15 protein-coding genes are annotated in these 18074 nt (G+C 45.4%); 4 read left to right on the forward strand and 11 right to left on the reverse strand.

Annotated elements, in window-relative coordinates:
* Positions 1–36 precede the first annotated feature (36 nt).
* Positions 37–1191, forward strand: coding sequence for a tetratricopeptide repeat protein (locus Q366_RS20375; protein WP_051958023.1), 1155 nt, complete (start codon positions 37–39; stop codon positions 1189–1191).
* Between the two features lie 14 nt (positions 1192–1205).
* Here the strand turns inward: Q366_RS20375 and Q366_RS12435 are convergent, their stop codons facing one another.
* From Q366_RS12435 to Q366_RS12485, 11 genes are all read right to left on the reverse strand, one after another.
* Positions 1206–3578 carry a flagellar assembly protein A gene (locus tag Q366_RS12435; RefSeq protein ID WP_035239383.1) on the reverse strand — a complete coding sequence of 791 codons (2373 nt, stop codon included), beginning with the start codon at positions 3576–3578 and terminating at the stop codon, positions 1206–1208.
* Positions 3579–3709: 131 nt separating this feature from the next.
* The gene (locus tag Q366_RS20380; protein ID WP_051958024.1) at positions 3710–4444 is read right to left on the reverse strand and encodes a response regulator; all 735 of its coding nucleotides are present in this window, start codon (positions 4442–4444) and stop codon (positions 3710–3712) included.
* Positions 4445–4573: 129 nt separating this feature from the next.
* Entirely contained in the window at positions 4574–5392 is an 819-nt protein-coding gene (locus tag Q366_RS12445; RefSeq protein WP_245619957.1) for an HDOD domain-containing protein, read from the reverse strand.
* A gap of 74 nt (positions 5393–5466) precedes the next feature.
* Positions 5467–5862: an FxsA family protein gene (locus tag Q366_RS12450; protein WP_035239388.1), complete on the reverse strand. Its 396-nt coding sequence runs from the start codon at positions 5860–5862 to the stop codon at positions 5467–5469.
* An 80-nt stretch (positions 5863–5942) separates the two neighbouring features.
* Entirely contained in the window at positions 5943–6686 is a 744-nt protein-coding gene (gene aat, locus Q366_RS12455; protein WP_035239390.1) for a leucyl/phenylalanyl-tRNA--protein transferase, read from the reverse strand.
* Positions 6686–8947, reverse strand: a complete 2262-nt coding sequence (clpA, locus tag Q366_RS12460; protein ID WP_035239391.1) for an ATP-dependent Clp protease ATP-binding subunit ClpA — start codon at positions 8945–8947, stop codon at positions 6686–6688. Before clpA ends, aat begins: the two co-directional genes overlap by 1 nt.
* A gap of 7 nt (positions 8948–8954) precedes the next feature.
* Complete coding sequence (gene clpS, locus Q366_RS12465) at positions 8955–9263, reverse strand: ATP-dependent Clp protease adapter ClpS (RefSeq protein WP_035239393.1); 309 nt, start codon at positions 9261–9263, stop codon at positions 8955–8957.
* Positions 9264–9294: 31 nt separating this feature from the next.
* A complete protein-coding gene (gene secA / locus Q366_RS12470; RefSeq protein WP_035239395.1) occupies positions 9295–11820 on the reverse strand; it encodes a preprotein translocase subunit SecA in 2526 nt (841 codons plus the stop codon).
* A 298-nt stretch (positions 11821–12118) separates the two neighbouring features.
* Positions 12119–12886: a M23 family metallopeptidase gene (locus Q366_RS12475; RefSeq protein ID WP_245619958.1), complete on the reverse strand. Its 768-nt coding sequence runs from the start codon at positions 12884–12886 to the stop codon at positions 12119–12121.
* Positions 12887–13095: 209 nt separating this feature from the next.
* Positions 13096–14133, reverse strand: coding sequence for an N-acetyl-gamma-glutamyl-phosphate reductase (gene argC / locus Q366_RS12480; RefSeq protein WP_035239398.1), 1038 nt, complete (start codon positions 14131–14133; stop codon positions 13096–13098).
* Between the two features lie 104 nt (positions 14134–14237).
* Complete coding sequence (locus Q366_RS12485; RefSeq protein ID WP_035239399.1) at positions 14238–14690, reverse strand: macro domain-containing protein; 453 nt, start codon at positions 14688–14690, stop codon at positions 14238–14240.
* A 206-nt stretch (positions 14691–14896) separates the two neighbouring features.
* Here Q366_RS12485 and trhA point away from each other — a divergent pair, with 206 nt between their 5' ends.
* The 3 genes from trhA (at position 14897) to Q366_RS12500 (ending at position 18048) form a co-directional block, all read left to right on the forward strand.
* Positions 14897–15556 carry a PAQR family membrane homeostasis protein TrhA gene (gene trhA, locus Q366_RS12490; protein ID WP_035239402.1) on the forward strand — a complete coding sequence of 220 codons (660 nt, stop codon included), beginning with the start codon at positions 14897–14899 and terminating at the stop codon, positions 15554–15556.
* Between the two features lie 96 nt (positions 15557–15652).
* Positions 15653–16207 carry an NUDIX hydrolase gene (locus Q366_RS12495; protein WP_035239480.1) on the forward strand — a complete coding sequence of 185 codons (555 nt, stop codon included), beginning with the start codon at positions 15653–15655 and terminating at the stop codon, positions 16205–16207.
* An 11-nt stretch (positions 16208–16218) separates the two neighbouring features.
* The gene (locus tag Q366_RS12500; protein WP_035239405.1) at positions 16219–18048 is read left to right on the forward strand and encodes a M48 family metallopeptidase; all 1830 of its coding nucleotides are present in this window, start codon (positions 16219–16221) and stop codon (positions 18046–18048) included.
* Positions 18049–18074 lie beyond the last annotated feature (26 nt).

An 18074-nucleotide genomic window follows, 5' to 3' on the forward strand; every position in this document is an offset into this window, starting at 1 on the left:
TTATAAACTGACAATTGATGGATGATGGAAACAAAAATGAAGGATCGCATCTATTTTTTACTTGTAGACGACCAGCAGCTGATATTGACCTTGGCTTCGCGTATCTTAAAAAATAACGGGTATAAACACATCATACAGGCCTCCAATGGTGCGGTCGCTTTAAACAAGATCAAAAAATCACCTATGATTAACGTGATTGTTACGGATTGGAATATGCCGAACATGAACGGCATTGAGTTGTTGATGGCAATAAGAAACGACCCTAATTATTTTAATATTTCCGTTTTGATGCTGTCTGAAGAAATGTCCGACGATAAAATTTTTTATGCCATTGAAGAAGGGGTTGATGCTTACCTGGAAAAGCCTTTTTCCGAAGATAAATTTATAGCGACTATCAATAAAGTATTACAAAAGGATCTTGATCCGGATCCCATTAAGTACAAACTGCAAAAGCTGACGGCTATGAGTTTACGGAAAAAAGTCAATGAGACGATTGACTACAGCAAATCACTCTTGCAGGAATATGGAAATAATATTGATGTTTATCTTATTTTAAGTGATTGCTATCTTAGCACAAGAGACTATGAAAACGCCGAAGAATGCTTACATAAGGTCTTAAAAATTAACAAAAAGAGCAGTAAAGCATACCATATGCTGGGCCAGATAAGTATGAAACAGTTTGAATACGAAAAAGCCCTTTCCTATATGGAAATGGCCTATTCAATAAATCCCTTAAACACGGATGCCGTTATCAGCATTGGTAATATCTATCTTAAAATGGGAAAGATAAAGGAGGCATCTGAAACATTCAGCAACCTTCAAGTCGACACGCTTACGAATAGAAATTATACCAGCATTGGAGCGGCATATCTCGGGGCCGGAAATCTTGAAAAAGCCAGCCAATATTTACAAAGTGCCAAAGCGCCTGTACTAGAATCAATTGCTGTTTTTAACAAATATGCGCTTGAACTTAAAAAGCAGGGGGAATATGAAGCAGCCACAGACCAGTATCAGAAATGTTTGAAAATTGATCCGTTAAATCATATCCTCCTGCTAAACACGGCTGTATGTTATTTTGAAAAAAAAAATTACGCTGAAGCGACAAGCCTCTTGGAAAAATGTCTTAAAATAGACCCCCAGTTCAATGATGCCGCCCGACTGCTAAACCATATTAAAAAGATGAAAAGGTGAAAAGAAGGTCAGCTCTAATTTATTTCCAGTCCATAATAGGTAATACCGCCTTCATTCCGGCACTTTTCCTTTATAAGACATCGCGAACAGGACTTGTTCAGGATTTTATACGAATGAGGCGCTTTAATTTTTGTCTGCGATTGAATGTGCCTTGATATATTTAGCGCAGGTATGGGTTCGAACTTGTCTGAAATCTGTTCCAGATTTTCCAGTTTTTCAACAAGTTGTTTGTTTGAATTTTCCAACGCCTCAATTTTAATACTTTTTGATGAAATATCATTATGTATCTGGTCCTGACGTTCAAACCATTCGTTAATTTTTTCCCCTGCATTTTTCGCCTTGTTTTCCAGTTTTCGAATCGTATCTGAGATGCTTTTTAATGCAGCGGCATCTTTTTTTTCGTTTAAAACAGACATCTTTTTTTTAAGTTTCCGAATCTCTATCTGGGCACGATCCTGGAGATGTGCATTCCCGGTTATGGTTCCGTGAAGCCACTTGTCCACCTCTTTCATCTGACTTATTTCTGATGAAAACTCCTTAATCATGTCCCTGTTAATTGAAAGATTGGATTTTATTTTATCCTCCAAACGGATTAAATGTTCATCCACCCCCACAGTCAGAACCGATGGTGCTGCAGATTCATTTCCCACAGTTCCGGCTTTAATCCCAAGCTTTGCTGACACGGTTGAGTTGAGAATGGTTCCCCTTTCATTATCGCAGGCCCCGCTCAGATAAATTGTAGAATCAATGATCTCTTTTTGAATCGTCAAATCTCCAAACGCGTTTATGGTTGAGTTGCGAATGTATTTGGCCTGAATATTACCTTTAACATTGATAAGTTTTGTATCCATAATACCCATTGAAACGTTCAGATCCCCAGATATATCAACCTGTGCACCGCAAATTTCCCTGGCTGTGAGTGAAATACATTTGATCTTAAAGCCTTCCTTAACCGTGCCTGGAACAATGACATTTCCATTGAAGTCAATATTTCCGGTTTCAAACCCCACATCACCTTTTATCTTGAATTCCTTGTTGACCGAGACAACCCCCATAACATCCAGATGAGGTTCTCCCTGGGTGGTTGAAAAGATTTTAGTCTTTTGTTCGTTGAACCGGGTACCCGGACCCGCCAAAAAAGCCGGATCCACAGGCTCTGCCACAGGTATTTCCATGCCTTTAACATCCAGGCCGGGTTTCCCCGGCTCAGGACGGATCTTGGCGGCCAGCATAATGCCTTCTTCCACATGGGGGACTTCTCCTCTGTCCCTGAAATCTATGCTTCCGTCCGGGTTCAGTCTGCCTGCGCGCTTGAAATTGGTTGGGAAAGAATAGTGAATTTCTCCCTGGATTGGCGGAACGGGTTGTGTACCTTCAGCAATAAGTAGTTTTTCTCCTTTTCGGGCATTTCCATAGAGCCATTCTTCGATGACTGGTTCTTCTGCGATTCCAAAGATAATCCCGTTTTTGTGGAGAAACTGTTCTATCATGTAAACCGTCACTATTTCCGGGGTATCCTTCCCAAGCCGGATATAAGCCCTTATCCTATTATCTGAGAAGTCGATGGTAAAATATTTTAGGACATCCGACAATTTTGCGTCCGAAGGGCGCTCTGATTCATGATTGGCCCGCCAAACCATTACATTCAGAATCTCCTGGGTCAGCAGACCGGCAAGGGTGCTGTACTCAGCCATATCAATGGTTTCATCCAATTGATCGGTCTGGATTGTCAATGCGTTGAAAATATCTTTTTCAGAAAGAGTCAATGTGCCGGAATGATCTCTTTTTGAAAGAATGGTTGAAAAAATATCCCTGACACGGGTTTTTAAATCATCAAATGCCTGTCTGAAGCCAAATGAATTAAAACTGATATTTTCTTTTTCCAAAAGGTGTTTAAGATCTGCCCTAGGTTTAAATTCATTATCTCCAAAACTGCTCTTGAGCCTGGATGCCAGAATTTTGATTTCTTTTTCTTTTTGTTGAATTTGGGCCGCATACAGCGTCTCTTTTTTTTTCAGATTTCCAGCTATCTGGAACAGCTGCTTATTCTGACGCTGGATGGTTTTCTGCAGTTTTTTTGTTTTTCTGAAGGCGTTGTATGCATCGTACCGCAATCTGACTTGAACAAAAAGTTCTTCAGCCGTAAACGGCAGGGGCAGGCAGGCATGAATTTCGGCAGAATTTATTGCATTGACAAAGGAGGGCAGCTCTGAGGGTGCCGCCACCAGGAGTCGCTGGGTTTCCGGGGAAATTTCTTTAGCCTTTGCCAGAATGGTCTTCTGTTCTTTTTCTATGTCAACATAGCCCTCAATAATCAGAAAATATGAGGGGGCGGAATCCTGGGCCAGGCGTTGCAGGCCTTCAGCAGGCGATTTGAAACAATCCACCTGAAATCCTTTTTCCGATAACAGCCCGATTTTATTTTCAAGAATCCCTTGCGGGTCAATTATCAGAATTTTATTTTCCTGTTGTCCGGTTTCGATGGTACACGCCCCTTTGCCTTGATTGCAAAATAAAATTATTCTTCCCGGTTCAGTTCGTTATCTGTGGGCATAAAAAAACCGTTACGGGCGGCAAGGTCTTTAAATTTTAAGAAAAAATCTTTCATTACAGCCTGGTAGCATAACACAATCTTATCTTTGTTAAACATTTGATTTTCCCCAAGCAATTTTTCTATCTGCGTGAAATAATCTGCCTGATACCCCCCTTTTTCCAATCGCTTTTCTAACTGAATTATCTGTTTTTCTTTTCGGACAATCTCCCGTTTATGCGCTGCCGCTTTTTGATTAAGTTCCTGGCTTAAACTATACAGGCGGGTATTTTGTTTTTTCGCCAAAGCAAACAAGTTCTGGTTCTCAACGACCAATTCGTAGTATTGCAATCCTGACTTGATCATCTCCAACAGATTGTCATTGTCCCAGGGTTTTGTGATAAACCGATGGACAGCGCCTTGATTCACCGCGCCGGAAACCGCATTGATATCTGCATAGCCGGTAATCAGGAATCGGACAGTATTCGGGGTGATAGTCTTGGCTTTTTCCAGAAACTGGGTGCCTTCCATTTCCGGCATTCTTTGGTCCGAAAGTATCATGGAGAGCGGATTTTCTGATTTTTGAATGAAATCCAGTGCCTGGGGACCGGAAGCCGCATAAACAGAACGGGCTCCTGCTTTTTTAATCAGACGTCCAAGTGCTTTCCCGATTTTTTCCTCATCATCAACAATCAGAATTGTATGATTAAACCCCTTGGTCATTTGGCTCCCATAGAAACGGTGTCAGAATCATCAATCGGATAATTTTTTGTGAAATTTATTACCTGATATAAGTTTAAGTCATTTTAAATTTTTTCTCAAGAGGCTAAAATAACGATGGGTAACCAATGATCATCTAACGGCTGTGGTAATTTTGAAAAATTCCTTGATCTGCGCTTCTTTGGATTTTAGGGATTCTATGATCTTCATCATTGCCGACTCATTAATGCCGATCTTCTTGGGCGCATTTTTGATGGTAACAGGAACCGGATTGCCTGAATGCCCCAGTTGGGCTTTCTGTGTAAGATAGTCTGCAAGATTGATGATCAGGGCCTGATGGCGGTATTGGATCGGTGCTGATTCCGGGGTATGGTGAAACCTGCAGGGCAGAATGATGGATGCAGGAAAATTCCACCGTGTCATCAAAAGGGCGGATAATGCTGCATGATCCAGTTTGAACAGGGTGTTTTCGCTGAAATACAGGGGACGCCTGTTTTCCAGTGCGTACTGACGGACTTCGTTATATTCCTCTTTAAAATAGACCGAGAAAATCACCTTACCCATATCATGGAGCAGGGCCGGGACAAAAATTTTTCCGGTAATGCCCGGATTGGTCTGCTTTGCCAGCTGCTTTGAGGCCGTGGCCACACCGATACCGTGTATCCACAATGCTTTCATATCAAGGCTCAGGCCTGAGGTTTCTGATACGCTGGATAAGATTCCCATGCCCAGGGCAATGCCGATGATTTCATCAAACCCGATAATGGAAATGGCCCGTTTAATGGTATCCACTTTATTTCTTTGGGCATAATAAACGGAATTTGCAAGCTTGATCAGCTTATTGGTAATGCCCAGATCATGTGCAATGATTTGGGCTAAGTTTTCTGTGGTTGTGTTTTCGTTAGAAGCGGCCCGGATCAGGTTATCTACAACAGCCGGGAGCGTGGGCAAATCGCTTTCCCTTTTTTGAACCATTTGAAGGATTCGTTCTTTTATTTCCATTAAATGCAGGATAGGTTTCCGGTTTAATGAAACCGGGTGATATTAATGCTGCTGTTGGCTGCCATCTCGTCAAATTTTTTTCGTAAAAAGCGTTTAAACATGTTTCGAGTGGGGGGCCATAACAGCAAAAGTCCTGCTGTGTCCGTTAAAAGCCCGGGCGTGATGAGCACTAATCCGGCAATGAGGATAATAAAGGCATCCAGTAGTTCTTCGGCCGGCATAATTCCCTGGTTTAAACTCTGGCGAACCTTTATCATGGTGTTCAATCCTTCCATCCGGGCAAGGTAGGCACCGATGAACCCGGTTATAATGACCAGCATGACGGTGTTTAACCCGCCGATAATACCGCCAAGATGGATAAGGATGTATAATTCAGCCACCGGGATCAGGGTAAAACATAAAAATAGTCTAAACAACATTTAAAATCCTCCTTGCTTAAAAGTACCTTAGTCCATAATTGCTATAAACCCGTATTTGTCAAGGCAGAACAATACATTGCTTATATGGCATGTGCAATACGGCTTGGGCTTGAATCTGTTTTGCTTTTGGGGAAAAGATGTCGCCCGGATCGCCACAGGCTGTCCGGTACTATTTCATCAACACTGTGGTCTAAAATGTCAAGAAACAGGTCTCTGGTGATTTCCTGGGCCCCCATGCGAAGCAGATGGCCGGAGGTGACCTGGCAGTCAATCATCCCAAATCCCTGGCTGTCAAGCTCATGGGCCAGAGCCACAAGCGCCACCTTGGACGCATTGGATACAAGGGAAAACATGGATTCCCCGAAAAAAGTTTTTCCCAGGCTGACCCCGTACAGGCCGCCTGCCAGCCGGTCGCCCTGCCAGGCTTCCACGGAGTGCGCCATCCCCATTTTGTGCAACGTGATATAGGCATCAATCATTTCATCCACCAGCCAGGTGCCTTCGGGTTTGTCTTGCCTGGATTGTGAACAGGCCACAATGGTCTGTTCAAACGCGGTGTTGAGCCGGATGGAGAAACAATCCTTTCGAATGGTTTTTTTTAAGCTTTTTGATACCCTGATTCTGGAAGGAAACAGCACCAGCCGGGGATCTGGGGACCACCAGAGAATGGGTTCACTGTTGGAAAACCAGGGAAAAATACCGTTTCTATATGCCAGGATTAAACGCTTTGCGCAAAGGTCTCCCCCAATACATAGCAAACCGTCAGACCGTGCCAGCCAGGCCGGCGGGAATTCAATGTTTTCAGATAACCTGAAAAGGGGCATCAGGCTGATTTGATATTAAATGTCAATTTACCGTCCCTTAGGCCCACGGATAGTTTCCCCCCTTTTTCAAGCCGGCCGAAAAGAATCTCATCCGTGAGTTTGTCTTTGATTTCAGTCTGGATCAGACGGGCCAGGGGCCTGGCACCGAATTGGGGATCATGGCCTTTCTTGGCAAGATGGGCCCGGGCATCAGCTGAATAGCTCAAAGAAATGCCCTGGTCACTAAGCATGGCTTTAAGCTCCTTCATGTTCTTATCCACGATCAGTTCCATCACCCTTTCAGATAAATGGTTGAACTGGACAATGCCGTCAAGACGGTTGCGGAATTCCGGACTGAAGGTGTTTTTCACCGCTTTTATACCCTGGGAATCGGAATTGGCGTTTTGTGATCCAAACCCAATGCTGTTGGCGCTCATTTCCCTGGCCCCGGCATTGGAGGTCATGATAATGATCACATTTCTAAAATCAGCGGATTTACCGTTATTGTCAGTAAGCGTGGCATAATCCATGACCTGGAGCAGAATGTTGTAAAGATCCATATGGGCCTTTTCAATTTCATCCAGAAGAAGGACACAATGGGGGTGCTTGCGGATGCTGTCCGTTAAAATGCCGCCCTGTTCAAATCCTACATATCCCGGAGGCGCGCCAATGAGCCTGGATACAGCATGCTTTTCCATGTATTCGCTCATGTCGAAGCGTAAGAATTTAATGCCCATGTTGGCGGCCAGCTGTCTGGCCACTTCAGTTTTGCCAACCCCTGTGGGGCCCATGAAAAGAAAGGAACCAATGGGACGGTCCGGCGCTGCAAGTCCGGCCCGGGATCTTTTGATCGCCGTGGTCAGGGTCTCGATGGCATCGTCCTGGCCAAAAATCACGTTGAGCAGTTTGTCGGGCAAAGATTCCAGGGAAGACTTATCAGCCGCCGTAACACTGGAAACCGGAACCTTGGCTATTTTCGCCACAATCTTTTCAATGTCCTTGGGGCTGACGGTTTTGCGCCGGCCATTTGCCGTAAGTTTTAAAAAGGCTCCAGCCTCATCAATAACGTCAATGGCCTTATCCGGCAAGAATCGGTCATTGATGTATTTATCTGACAGATGGGCAGCCGCTTCAATGGTTTTATCCGGGTATTTCAGGCCATGGTGTTCCTCATAACAGGTGCGCAGACCTTTGAGAATCTCGACGGTTTCCTCCTCACTGGGTTCTGAAACTTCAATTTTTTCAAACCGCCGGGAAAAGGCCCGGTCTTTTTCAAAATGGTTTTTGTACTCTTCATAGGTGGTGGTGCCCAGGCACTTGATGTCTCCGGAGGATAAAGCCGGTTTAAGAATGTTGGAGGCATCCATGGAACCGGATGTGGTGGCCCCGGCCCCTACAACGGTATGGATTTCATCAATCACCAGAAGCGCATTTTCCTTTTCCTCCAAAGCGGAAATGACATCCTTGAGGCGCTGCTCAAAATCCCCCCTGTATTTGGTGCCGGCTAAAAGAGCGCCCATATCCAGGGAGTACAGTTCACAGTTTTTAAGCAGATCCGGCACGGCCTTTCCGCTTATTTTCAATGCCAGACCTTCTGCAATGGCGGTTTTCCCAACGCCGGGATCACCCACAAGAATGGGGTTGTTTTTCCGCCGCCGGCAAAGTACCTGCATCACCCGTTCGGTTTCAAGCGTTCTGCCGATCAGGGGATCAATCTTATTGTCCTGGGCCCGTTTGATCAGATCTGAAGTAAACAACTCCAGCGGATCTTTTTTCTTCTGGCGCCTGGGCTTTGGATCGGTCTGGTGGAAAAGCTGCTGGGGCTTGTCCTCTTCGGGCGTCCCCTTTTTTTCCGTATCTCCATCATGGGAGATGAGTCTGAGTACATCTAATCGGGTGATTCCTTCGGATTCGAGGTAAAAGGCTGCGTGGGAATCCTTTTCCTGGAAAATGGATGCCAGGATATCCCCGAGATTGACTTCTGATTTTTCAGCGGATCTGGCGTGATTGATGGCCCGCTGAATCATCCGTTGAAAGCCGATGGTTTGCTGGAGCACATACTCTTCACTGTTCTCTATTTTGGTCAGTTTTTCATCAAAGAATTTTTCAAGATCCTCTTTGATGTGCTCAGGACTGCCCCCGCATTTTTCAATGGTTTCAAGGCCGGATTCATGATTGACAATGGCGTAAAGAACATGTTCGACACATACATACTCATGTCTTCTTTTTTTAGCTTCCCGAACGGCAAACCCGAGCGCTGTGGATAGTTCTTTGCTGATCATATACCATTTACTCCTTTTCCATTGTACTTTTTAAGGGAAACCCTTTGCTGCCGGCCAGATTATGGACGGTCTGAACTTTTGTTTCAGCTATCTCACGGGGATAGATACCGCACACGGCCTTTCCCTTATTATGTACATTAAGCATTATTTGTGTGGCTTTTTCAAGTGATTTTCCGAATACCCGGACCAGGATATCCACCACAAAATCCATGGTTGTATAATCGTCATTGTGCAAAAGCACCTTATACATGGGCGGATGATCCTCATTTGTATCATGGGATATTTTGGGGCGGGTTTTGGAATCAGTGGATGTCATACCGTAACCTTGGGGTCAATTGGTTATTTTATTATTGCCCGCAGCATTTTTTATATTTTTTTCCGGAACCGCAGGGGCAGGGATCATTTCTTTGGATTTTTTCAGATGAGCGCCTGACCGGCTGTTTGGGCGCGGATTTGCTAGAATGGGAAGAAAAGGTCAGGTCCTGTTGTTCTTCCTGTTTCATCTCCGCCACCTGGGTGGGAGAAGCGATCTGGATTTTAAACAGGATATCCACCACTTCCTGTTTGATCCGGTTCATCAGGTCATGGAACATATCAAACCCTTCTTTTTTATAGATACGCAAAGGATCCTGCTGGGCATATCCCCGAAGGCCGATGCCTTCCTTGAGATGGTCCATGTTCAAAAGATGTTCCTTCCACCGGGTGTCCACGGTCTGAAGGATAATAAACCGTTCAACTTGGCGTATGATTTCAGGGCCGTGCATCTCTTCCTTTTTTTTGTATAGGGCCTGGGCTTCATGAAATACAAACTGTCCCAGCTGGTCGGCAGAAAAATTTTCCTGCACAGGCTTATCTAAGGACAGATCCATATTGAACTGCCCTTTAATTGATGAGGAAAGGCCTTCCAGATCCCAGTCCGTGATTGCTGTTTTGTCTGAAATGAATTCTTCCACAAGGTCATAGGAGACATCTTCAATCATATCCTGGGTCACCTGTTTGAGGTCCTTGGCGGCCAGTGCTTCACGGCGCTGGCGGTAAATGATCTCACGCTGCTGATTCATGACATCGTCGTATTCAAGCAGGTGCTTTCTGATTTCAAAGTTATGCCCTTCCACCTTGGACTGGGCATTTTCGATGGCCTTGGAAATAAATTTATGCTCAATGTGCTCGCCATCTTCAATGCCCAGCCGATCCATGATGGAATGGATACGGTCTCCGCCAAAAATCCTGAGCAGATCGTCTTCCAGGCTCAAATAAAACCGGGAACTTCCCGGATCTCCCTGGCGCCCGGACCGGCCCCGCAACTGGTTGTCAATACGCCGGGATTCATGACGGGATGTGCCAAGGATATGAAGGCCACCAAGCGCTTTAACACCTTGCCCCAGCTTGATATCAGTACCCCGGCCGGCCATGTTGGTGGAAATGGTCACAGCGCCTTTCTGGCCCGCATTGGCCACAATTTCAGCCTCTTCTTTGTGGTGCTTGGCATTGAGAACAGTGTGCTTAATACCTTTTTTCTTGAGCTTTTCGCTCAGGGATTCGGAAACATCAATGGAAATGGTACCTACCAGCACAGGCTGTCCTTTTTTATGCAGCCGGATGATCTCTTCGATGGCGGCATCGTATTTTTCCTTCTGGGTCTTATAGATCAGATCTGCCCGGTCTTCACGGACCATGGGCTTGTGCGTGGGAATGACCAGCACATCCAGGTTGTAAATTTTTTTAAATTCCTCTGCTTCTGTCTCTGCGGTACCTGTCATGCCCGACAGCTTGTCATACATCCTGAAGTAGTTTTGGAAGGTGATGGAGGCAAGGGTCTGGTTTTCGTTTTCAATTTTAACCCCCTCCTTGGCCTCAAGTGCCTGGTGAAGACCTTCCGAGTACCGGCGGCCACTCATAAGCCGGCCTGTAAATTCATCTACAATGACGACCTGATCGTTTTTTACGATGTAGTCCGTGTCTCGTTTGAAAATTACATGGGCCTTTAAAGCCTGGGTGAGATGGTGCAGGAGTTCAATGTTGACCGGATCATAAAGATTGTCCACATTGAGCAGCGCTTCACCCTTTGCAATACCGTCCTCGGTAAGGGATACGATTTTTGATTCTTCATCCAGGGTATAGTCGGTATCCTTTTCAAATGCCGGGATAATGGCATTGGCCTGGGTATACAGGTGGGTGGATTTTTCAGCCGGGCCTGAAATAATCAAAGGGGTTCTTGCCTCGTCAATGAGAATGGAGTCCACCTCATCCACAATGGCAAAGTGCAGATCTTCCTGGGCGAGTTCTTCGGGATCGAATTTCATGTTGTCCCGCAGGTAGTCAAAGCCAAATTCATTATTGGTACCGTATGTGATGTCGGCGGCATAGGCCTGCTTGCGTTCCTGGGCATCCATGTCATGCAGAATCACCCCTACGGTCAGTCCCAAAAAATCATACACCTGGGACATCCACTCGGCGTCACGCCTGGCCAGATAGTCATTGACCGTAACAATGTGAACACCTTTGCCCGTAAGGGCGTTCAGGTAGGCGGGCAGGGTGGACATCAAGGTTTTACCTTCACCGGTTTTCATCTCCGCAATGGTACCGCGGTGCAATGCAATGCCGCCAATGAGCTGGACATCATAATGACGAAGCCCAAGGGTACGCACGGAGGCCTCCCTGACCAGGGCAAAGGCCTCGGGAAGAATGTTGTCCAGGGCTTCTCCCTTTGCCAGACGGTTTTTAAACTCCGTTGTTTTTTCATCGATCTGGGTATCTGATAAGGCCTGGATTTGGGGTTCTAATTCGTTTATTTGGTCAATAATAGGCTGAATTTGTTTAAGGATCCTGTCATTTCTGGACCCGAAAAGTTTAGTAAGAAAATTGAGTACCATGTAAACGCTACCTGTTTAAATTAGAGGTCATTTAATTTGTCAGAACAACATATAAGCATTATTCCGGGAAATAAAAGAAAAAATTCATTAATTTGGCACTTCTGGGGCAGACTGATGAAATGACGAACAATAAACCGCGGGACTGCATATCATCTGGCGTATGAAAGAAATGCTGTGTTTGGATGCAAAGTTGACCCGATGCAGGGCGCAGAAAAATTTGTAACCGGAGTCATTTTTGGGTTGTGAGGATTGCAAATTTTTCTGCAACGCCGCAAATGGGTGACTTTGCGTTCAAACACTAGTTGAGAATGTATTTTGAGGGATTAACAGGGGTTCCGTTGACAAGAACCTCATAGTGAAGATGGGGGCCGGTGCTTCGGCCGGTATTACCTAATGTGGCAATTGCCTCCCCTCGTTTGACCAGTTGCCCCTTATGCACCAGGATATCTCTTAAATGGGCATATTTAGTGGCTTTCCCATATCCGTGGTCAATAATGACGACATTGCCGTAGCTGGTTTTTCTTCCGGTAAAGATCACTTTACCGGTCGCACTTGAAACAATTTTAGTGCCCGTTCGGTTGGAAATATCAAGACCTGAATGAAAGGTTTTCTTTCCGGTAAACGGGGATTTACGGTAACCAAAGGGCGAGGTGATGATACCTGAAACCGGCTTGATGGACGGGGTGGATGCCAGCAGATTTTTCTTTTTTCCCAGTTTAACAATCAGGTCGTTAAAATCCAGTTTTTCTTTATCCGCAACAGATCTGATCTGTTTCACCTGGTGATGCATCTCGCGTATCAGGGCGTTATGGTGTACGTCAAGAGGGATCTCCTGATCCAGATCGGTTTCTGGTACCCCGCCAATGCCCAAAAGGCCTGATGATCGTCCTGATTTATCAATATCCGCAATAAGGCGGACCTGGTTCTCTAATTGTCCAAGTTTTGCGATCTGCTCCTTTAATCCCTGAATTTCTCCGGCAAACATCTGGATCTGGCGTCTCTGATCTTCCACTTCAGTTTTCTGGCCTGCGATGGTTTCATGGAGCGCTGTGTTATCACGGTTCATCCGCTTAAGCAAATAGTAATCATAGCCACAGTAGAATACTGTTCCGGCGCAGGCTAAAAAGAGAAGCATAAAAACAAACAAAAATGTTTTTCTAACCGAAATCTCTTTTATATTTGAACTGTTGCCTGAATGAAACCATATTTTGATTCGTTTATTCATCTCGGCATTAAATACAAGTTATATGATGTCCGTGTCAAGTAAAAATGCCCTTACAGCGGGGTTTGTACCCAATCCAATCCTGCTTTTTCGTCAATGGAGAACATGATATTCATATTCTGAACAGCTTGGCCGGCAGCGCCTTTGAGCAGATTGTCAATGGCTGACACCAGGATCAGCCGGCCCGATGCAGATTCCAGGTGAAAGCCGATATCACAGCAGTTCGTGCCTTTGACCTGGGACATATTCGGAAATTTTCCCGGGGGCAGAACCCTGACAAAGGGTTCATTTTCATACCATTTATTAAGGATGTCACGAATTTGTTTTTCGGCGACGCCTTGGCAAATTTGGGCATAAATGGTTGAAACCATGCCCCGGGTGACAGGTACCAGATGGGGAACAAAGGTCAGAGACACCGATTCTCCAGCCGCCTTGGTCAAGACTTCGTTGATTTCAGGGGTGTGTCTGTGATTGCCCACTTTATACGGACCAAAGGATTCGTTAACCTCACAGAAATGGGTGGTCAGGGAAAGGGAGCGGCCTGCACCGCTGACCCCGGATTTTGAATCTGAAATCAGGCCCCGGGGGGAAATCAGCTTTTCCCTGAGCAACGGAACCAGGGGCAGAAGGATGGATGTTGGGTAACACCCGGGATTCCCGATTATCCTTGCGGTTCTGATGTGCTCCCGGTTGAGTTCACACAAGCCGTAAACGCTTTCTTCCAGGAGATTTGGGGCGGTGTGGGGCTGATATGCCGCTTCGTATGCTTTTGCATCATCAAACCTGAAGTCCGCTGAAAGATCTATGACTTTTATATCCTGATCTATGAGTTTTGGCGCAAACGCCATGGATACCTTGTGGGGCAAGGCCAGAAATACGACATCCACTTTACCTGAAAGCGCCCTGGCATCAAAGGGCGTGCATATCAGGGATTCAAATCCGCGCATGGACGGAAAAATGTCGGTAAATGATTTGCCCTGGTACGAATTTGAGGTCACTGCTTCAAGGCTGGCCCCAGGGTGGTTGGAAATCAGTTTAACCAGTTCCAGACCAGTATAACCCGATGCACCTGCTATTGCTGTTTTAATCATGTTTTTAGTCTTTACCTTAATGTATATTTAACGAGGGACTTTAAGATAAAATCAGCAATTGTGCAAATTAAAATTCGATTATTTTTTAATCATAATAATTTAAATTATCTAAGCTCAACCAAGGTGTGGGCCTCGCCATCCAAAGCGCTGTCTATGATGTTGCTGATAATCTTCCAGTCTCCTTTGGCAAGTCCTGCCCCAATTTTAGGATATCCCATGCGATTTCCGCTGAACTGTTTTTTCAGTGCGGTGAAGACCTTTGCTATGGCATCATAATCCGCCAGTACCCCGTCCCCGGAATAGTGATACTGGGTGTAGGCATTGATCACACACAACCGGCCGGATGGTGTGTCCACGTATGCCTTTGAATAACTGCCAAGTTTGGATCTATCACCAGATGCCGTGGCAAGATCGGCTTGCCAGGCCTGGGGAAAATGGGTGCGGATCTGTCTGGCAATTCCGGCTCCCATGGTGCAGAAACAGTTGCAGCCGTGAATAATGAGATCAAACTGCCCTTCCCGGGCCAGGTGAATTAAATCGCCTTTTACGCATTTCATTGGACTTGTTTCCGTAAATTTAGTCTAATAGTTAGCATATGATGTCAATTTTTCAAGAAATTTTTTTGTTTTGTGCGGAAATTGAAACTATAGTGCTTTTTATGCGCAAATTTGTAAGAAATTAATTGGCCGTATTTGGTAAAAAAAATGTAAATTCGCTTTGGTGCGCCTTGCTTAATTCATATCCCAAGGGTAAATGACAAACGATGTGTGGATGTAAAAAGTTTTTAAGGGAACCTGTCAATGCTATTTCCCACGGGGCCGGTGCCCTGGGCGCCATGGCCGCATTAACCCTGATGATAGTGTGTGCGGCCCTGCATGCCGATGTCTGGCATGTGGTGTCTTTCTCTGTTTTTGGCGGAACCCTGATCCTTATGTACGCTTCAAGCTGCCTCTACCATGCCTTGAAAATTTCTGACCAGGCATTGATGGTTTTTCGCCGCATCGACCATATCATGATATTTATGGTCATTGCAGGGTCATATACCCCCTTGTGCCTTGTCCCTTTGCGAGGGGCATGGGGCTGGAGCCTTTTAGGGGCCGTATGGGGCATTGCCGTTGCCGGGATCTTCATTAAAATTTTTTTCATGGGGACACCGAGGTGGATCTCCACCGTGATCTATCTGGTCATGGGCTGGCTGTGCGTAATTGCCGTATATCCCTTGGTTAAAACTCTGGAATCCGGCGCATTAATGTGGCTGGCCGCAGGCGGTCTGTTTTACTCCATCGGCGCTGTGATATACGCCTTGAAAAGACCCAACCCCTTTCCTCGGATTTTAGGATTTCATGAAATCTGGCACTGCTTTGTCATTTTGGGCAGTGCTTCTCACTTCTGGCTGTCGTTTAAATATTTGATGTATATATAGGGGTTGGGCAGAATCTAAGGCTTCTTTTTAATTGAGTTGCATTCAAGACTGGTATGTCTTAATTTTATGTTTATTATTACTGACCAGGAGATTCTTGTGAACATATATAAAGAAGAAAAAATAACTGATTATCCTCATCTGAATTTGATTCGTGCCAGGTATAAGGACAGGGCAGGTACGGATAAGTCCTGGCTGTATGCGTCCAGGCAAAATTCGGCCAGGCCCGATGCCGTAGTGGTTGTTCCGTTCCATCGACAGGAGAATAAACTGGTCATCATCAAGGAATTCAGGGTGCCTTTGGGCGGGTTTCAATATGGTTTTCCTGCAGGCCTTGTGGATCCCGGCGAAAGTGTTGTCCAGGCCGGACGCCGCGAACTGTATGAGGAAACCGGCCTGACGGTTGTAAATGTAATAAAACAAAGCCCTGCGGTATTTTCTTCATCTGGATTAACAGATGAAAGCATCAGCCTTTTGTATGTGGCATGTGACGGATCTGCAAATACCGGACATAACGAGGCGTCCGAACTGATAGAGGTCAAGATGCTCTCCCAAAGCCAGGCCGCCGACTGTATGGACCAGGACAATATTCTGTTTGATGTAAAAACATGGATTGTTCTGGACCGGTTTGCGGCAACCGGTAAGGTTGTATAAGGACCCATTCTGTGTTTTCAAATTTTATATATTTTCTGGCAGCACTGGTGATCTACACTACGTCTGAGCTGTTTGACAACTCTTCGGGTTTTGACCTATGGGCCATTGGTTTTTGCCTGACCTCAACCGCTGCCTTTGCGCTGGTCTGCCGGGTTTATTTCAGTCGCCTGTCAATCCTTGGGCAGACCTTGCCGGCACAGGATATTGACCAGCGGATGAACACCGCTGTTTCAAGGCTTTCCATTGCGGCCCTGGTGCTGTTTGCCGTAAATATTTATGGATTCCGTGTGAATCATTTACTATCGGGTTTTATGATATTCCAATGGGTGCCCACCCTTGGGGCTCTGCTGTTTCTTGGATTGTTTCTTTTTTATCTGATTTTGATATGGAACTTTGCCTATCAGATCCAAAAGCGTTTTTTTGCGGGGTCTTTGACCAAAAAAAGTTTTATCCTTTCCAATATTTCCTTTTGCATGCCTGCCCTGTTGCCCTGGTGTTTTCTGTCTCTTTTAGCTGACTGCCTTGGGCTTTTACCCTTTGACGGGTTGAATAAATTTTTAAACTCCACTGCCGGAGAAGCGATTTACATTCTTTTTTTTGTCATCGCCATCTCTGTGTTTGGGCCGGTCCTGATCCAGCGTTTATGGGGGTGCCGTCCCATGACACCCGGGGTTGACAGGCAGCGCATCGAAGCAATCTGCCAAATGGCTAATCTCAAATACAGGGATCTGCTGATCTGGAATCTGTTCGGCGGCGGCATGGTCACTGCCGGTGTTATGGGGATTGTCGGCCGGTTCCGGTATATCCTGGTGACGCCGGCCCTTCTTGACTGTTTGGATGATGATGAAATCCAAGGCGTAATCCTCCATGAAATCGGTCATGTATATCACCGTCACATGCTTTTTTATTTGTTTTTCTTTGCCGGATTTATCGCCTGTAATTTTATTTTTTTTGAGCCTTTAATGCTCATGATTTATTTGATCAACCCCCTGTATGATGGGGCTGCATTTCTGGGCCTTCGACAGAATACGGCTCATGCCGCCATCACCTGTCTGGTACTCATCGGCTTGTTTATTTTGTATTTCCGGTTTATTTTTGGTCTGTTCATGCGGAATTTTGAACGTCAGGCTGATCTGCATATTTTTAAATACACAGACTCGCCATCGGCACTTATTTCCACCTTCTATAAGATTGCGTCCCTAAGTCGCCAGTCCATTGATAAACCCAACTGGCACCATTTCAGTATTGGTCGTCGTATTCGTTTTCTGGAAAAGTGCCGGATGAATCCTGATCTGATCCGAGACCATCACGGAAAAGTAAAGAAAATGATTTCAGGGTATATCCTTGCCGTTGGAGCCATTTTTTTTCTTGGGTACAGCCTTAACTACGGCGGACTTAATGCCTCTTTTATCCGGTTTGCCGCCGGAAATATTTTAAGCCGTCAGCTTGAGCTCAATCCTGATAATTCTGATTTATATGTGCAGGTGGGTGATTTTTATTATGATGCCCGGCAGTATGAAAAGGCAATGGCGGCCTATGAAAATGTTTTAAAAATTGATCCGGTTAATGTTCATGCGTTAAATAATCTGGCCTGGCTTCTGGCCACATGTCCGGACAGTGCCTTTCGGAATGCCCCCAGGTCTTTGGATCTGGCCCATCGGGCTGTGGATGTCCGGAAGGAAGCCCACATACTGGATACCTATGCCGAAGCCCTGTTTTTGAATAATCATACAAACCAGGCATTACAGGTTGCAAAGCAGGCACTTCTGATTTCCACAGAAAGAAAACAATATTATAAGGATCAGGTAACCAAATTTAAAAAAGCGCTTAAGAAATCTTAACCTGGCAGCGCGTGAGCGTTTGAGAC

This window comes from Desulfobacter vibrioformis DSM 8776 (assembly GCF_000745975.1).
Classification (GTDB): domain Bacteria; phylum Desulfobacterota; class Desulfobacteria; order Desulfobacterales; family Desulfobacteraceae; genus Desulfobacter; species Desulfobacter vibrioformis.

Bases quoted from the DNA above. Each gene is read 5' to 3' on its own strand.
- Q366_RS20375 (WP_051958023.1), top strand. From the start codon at position 37: ATGAAGGATCGCATCTATTTTTTACTTGTAGACGACCAGCAGCTGATA.
- Q366_RS20380 (WP_051958024.1), bottom strand. From the start codon at position 4,444: ATGACCAAGGGGTTTAATCATACAATTCTGATTGTTGATGATGAGGAA.
- Q366_RS12450 (WP_035239388.1), bottom strand. From the start codon at position 5,862: ATGTTGTTTAGACTATTTTTATGTTTTACCCTGATCCCGGTGGCTGAA.
- aat (WP_035239390.1), bottom strand. From the start codon at position 6,686: ATGCCCCTTTTCAGGTTATCTGAAAACATTGAATTCCCGCCGGCCTGG.
- clpA (WP_035239391.1), bottom strand. From the start codon at position 8,947: ATGATCAGCAAAGAACTATCCACAGCGCTCGGGTTTGCCGTTCGGGAA.
- clpS (WP_035239393.1), bottom strand. From the start codon at position 9,263: ATGACATCCACTGATTCCAAAACCCGCCCCAAAATATCCCATGATACA.
- secA (WP_035239395.1), bottom strand. From the start codon at position 11,820: ATGGTACTCAATTTTCTTACTAAACTTTTCGGGTCCAGAAATGACAGG.
- Q366_RS12475 (WP_245619958.1), bottom strand. From the start codon at position 12,886: ATGAACCGTGATAACACAGCGCTCCATGAAACCATCGCAGGCCAGAAA.
- argC (WP_035239398.1), bottom strand. From the start codon at position 14,133: ATGATTAAAACAGCAATAGCAGGTGCATCGGGTTATACTGGTCTGGAA.
- Q366_RS12485 (WP_035239399.1), bottom strand. From the start codon at position 14,690: ATGAAATGCGTAAAAGGCGATTTAATTCACCTGGCCCGGGAAGGGCAG.
- trhA (WP_035239402.1), top strand. From the start codon at position 14,897: ATGTGTGGATGTAAAAAGTTTTTAAGGGAACCTGTCAATGCTATTTCC.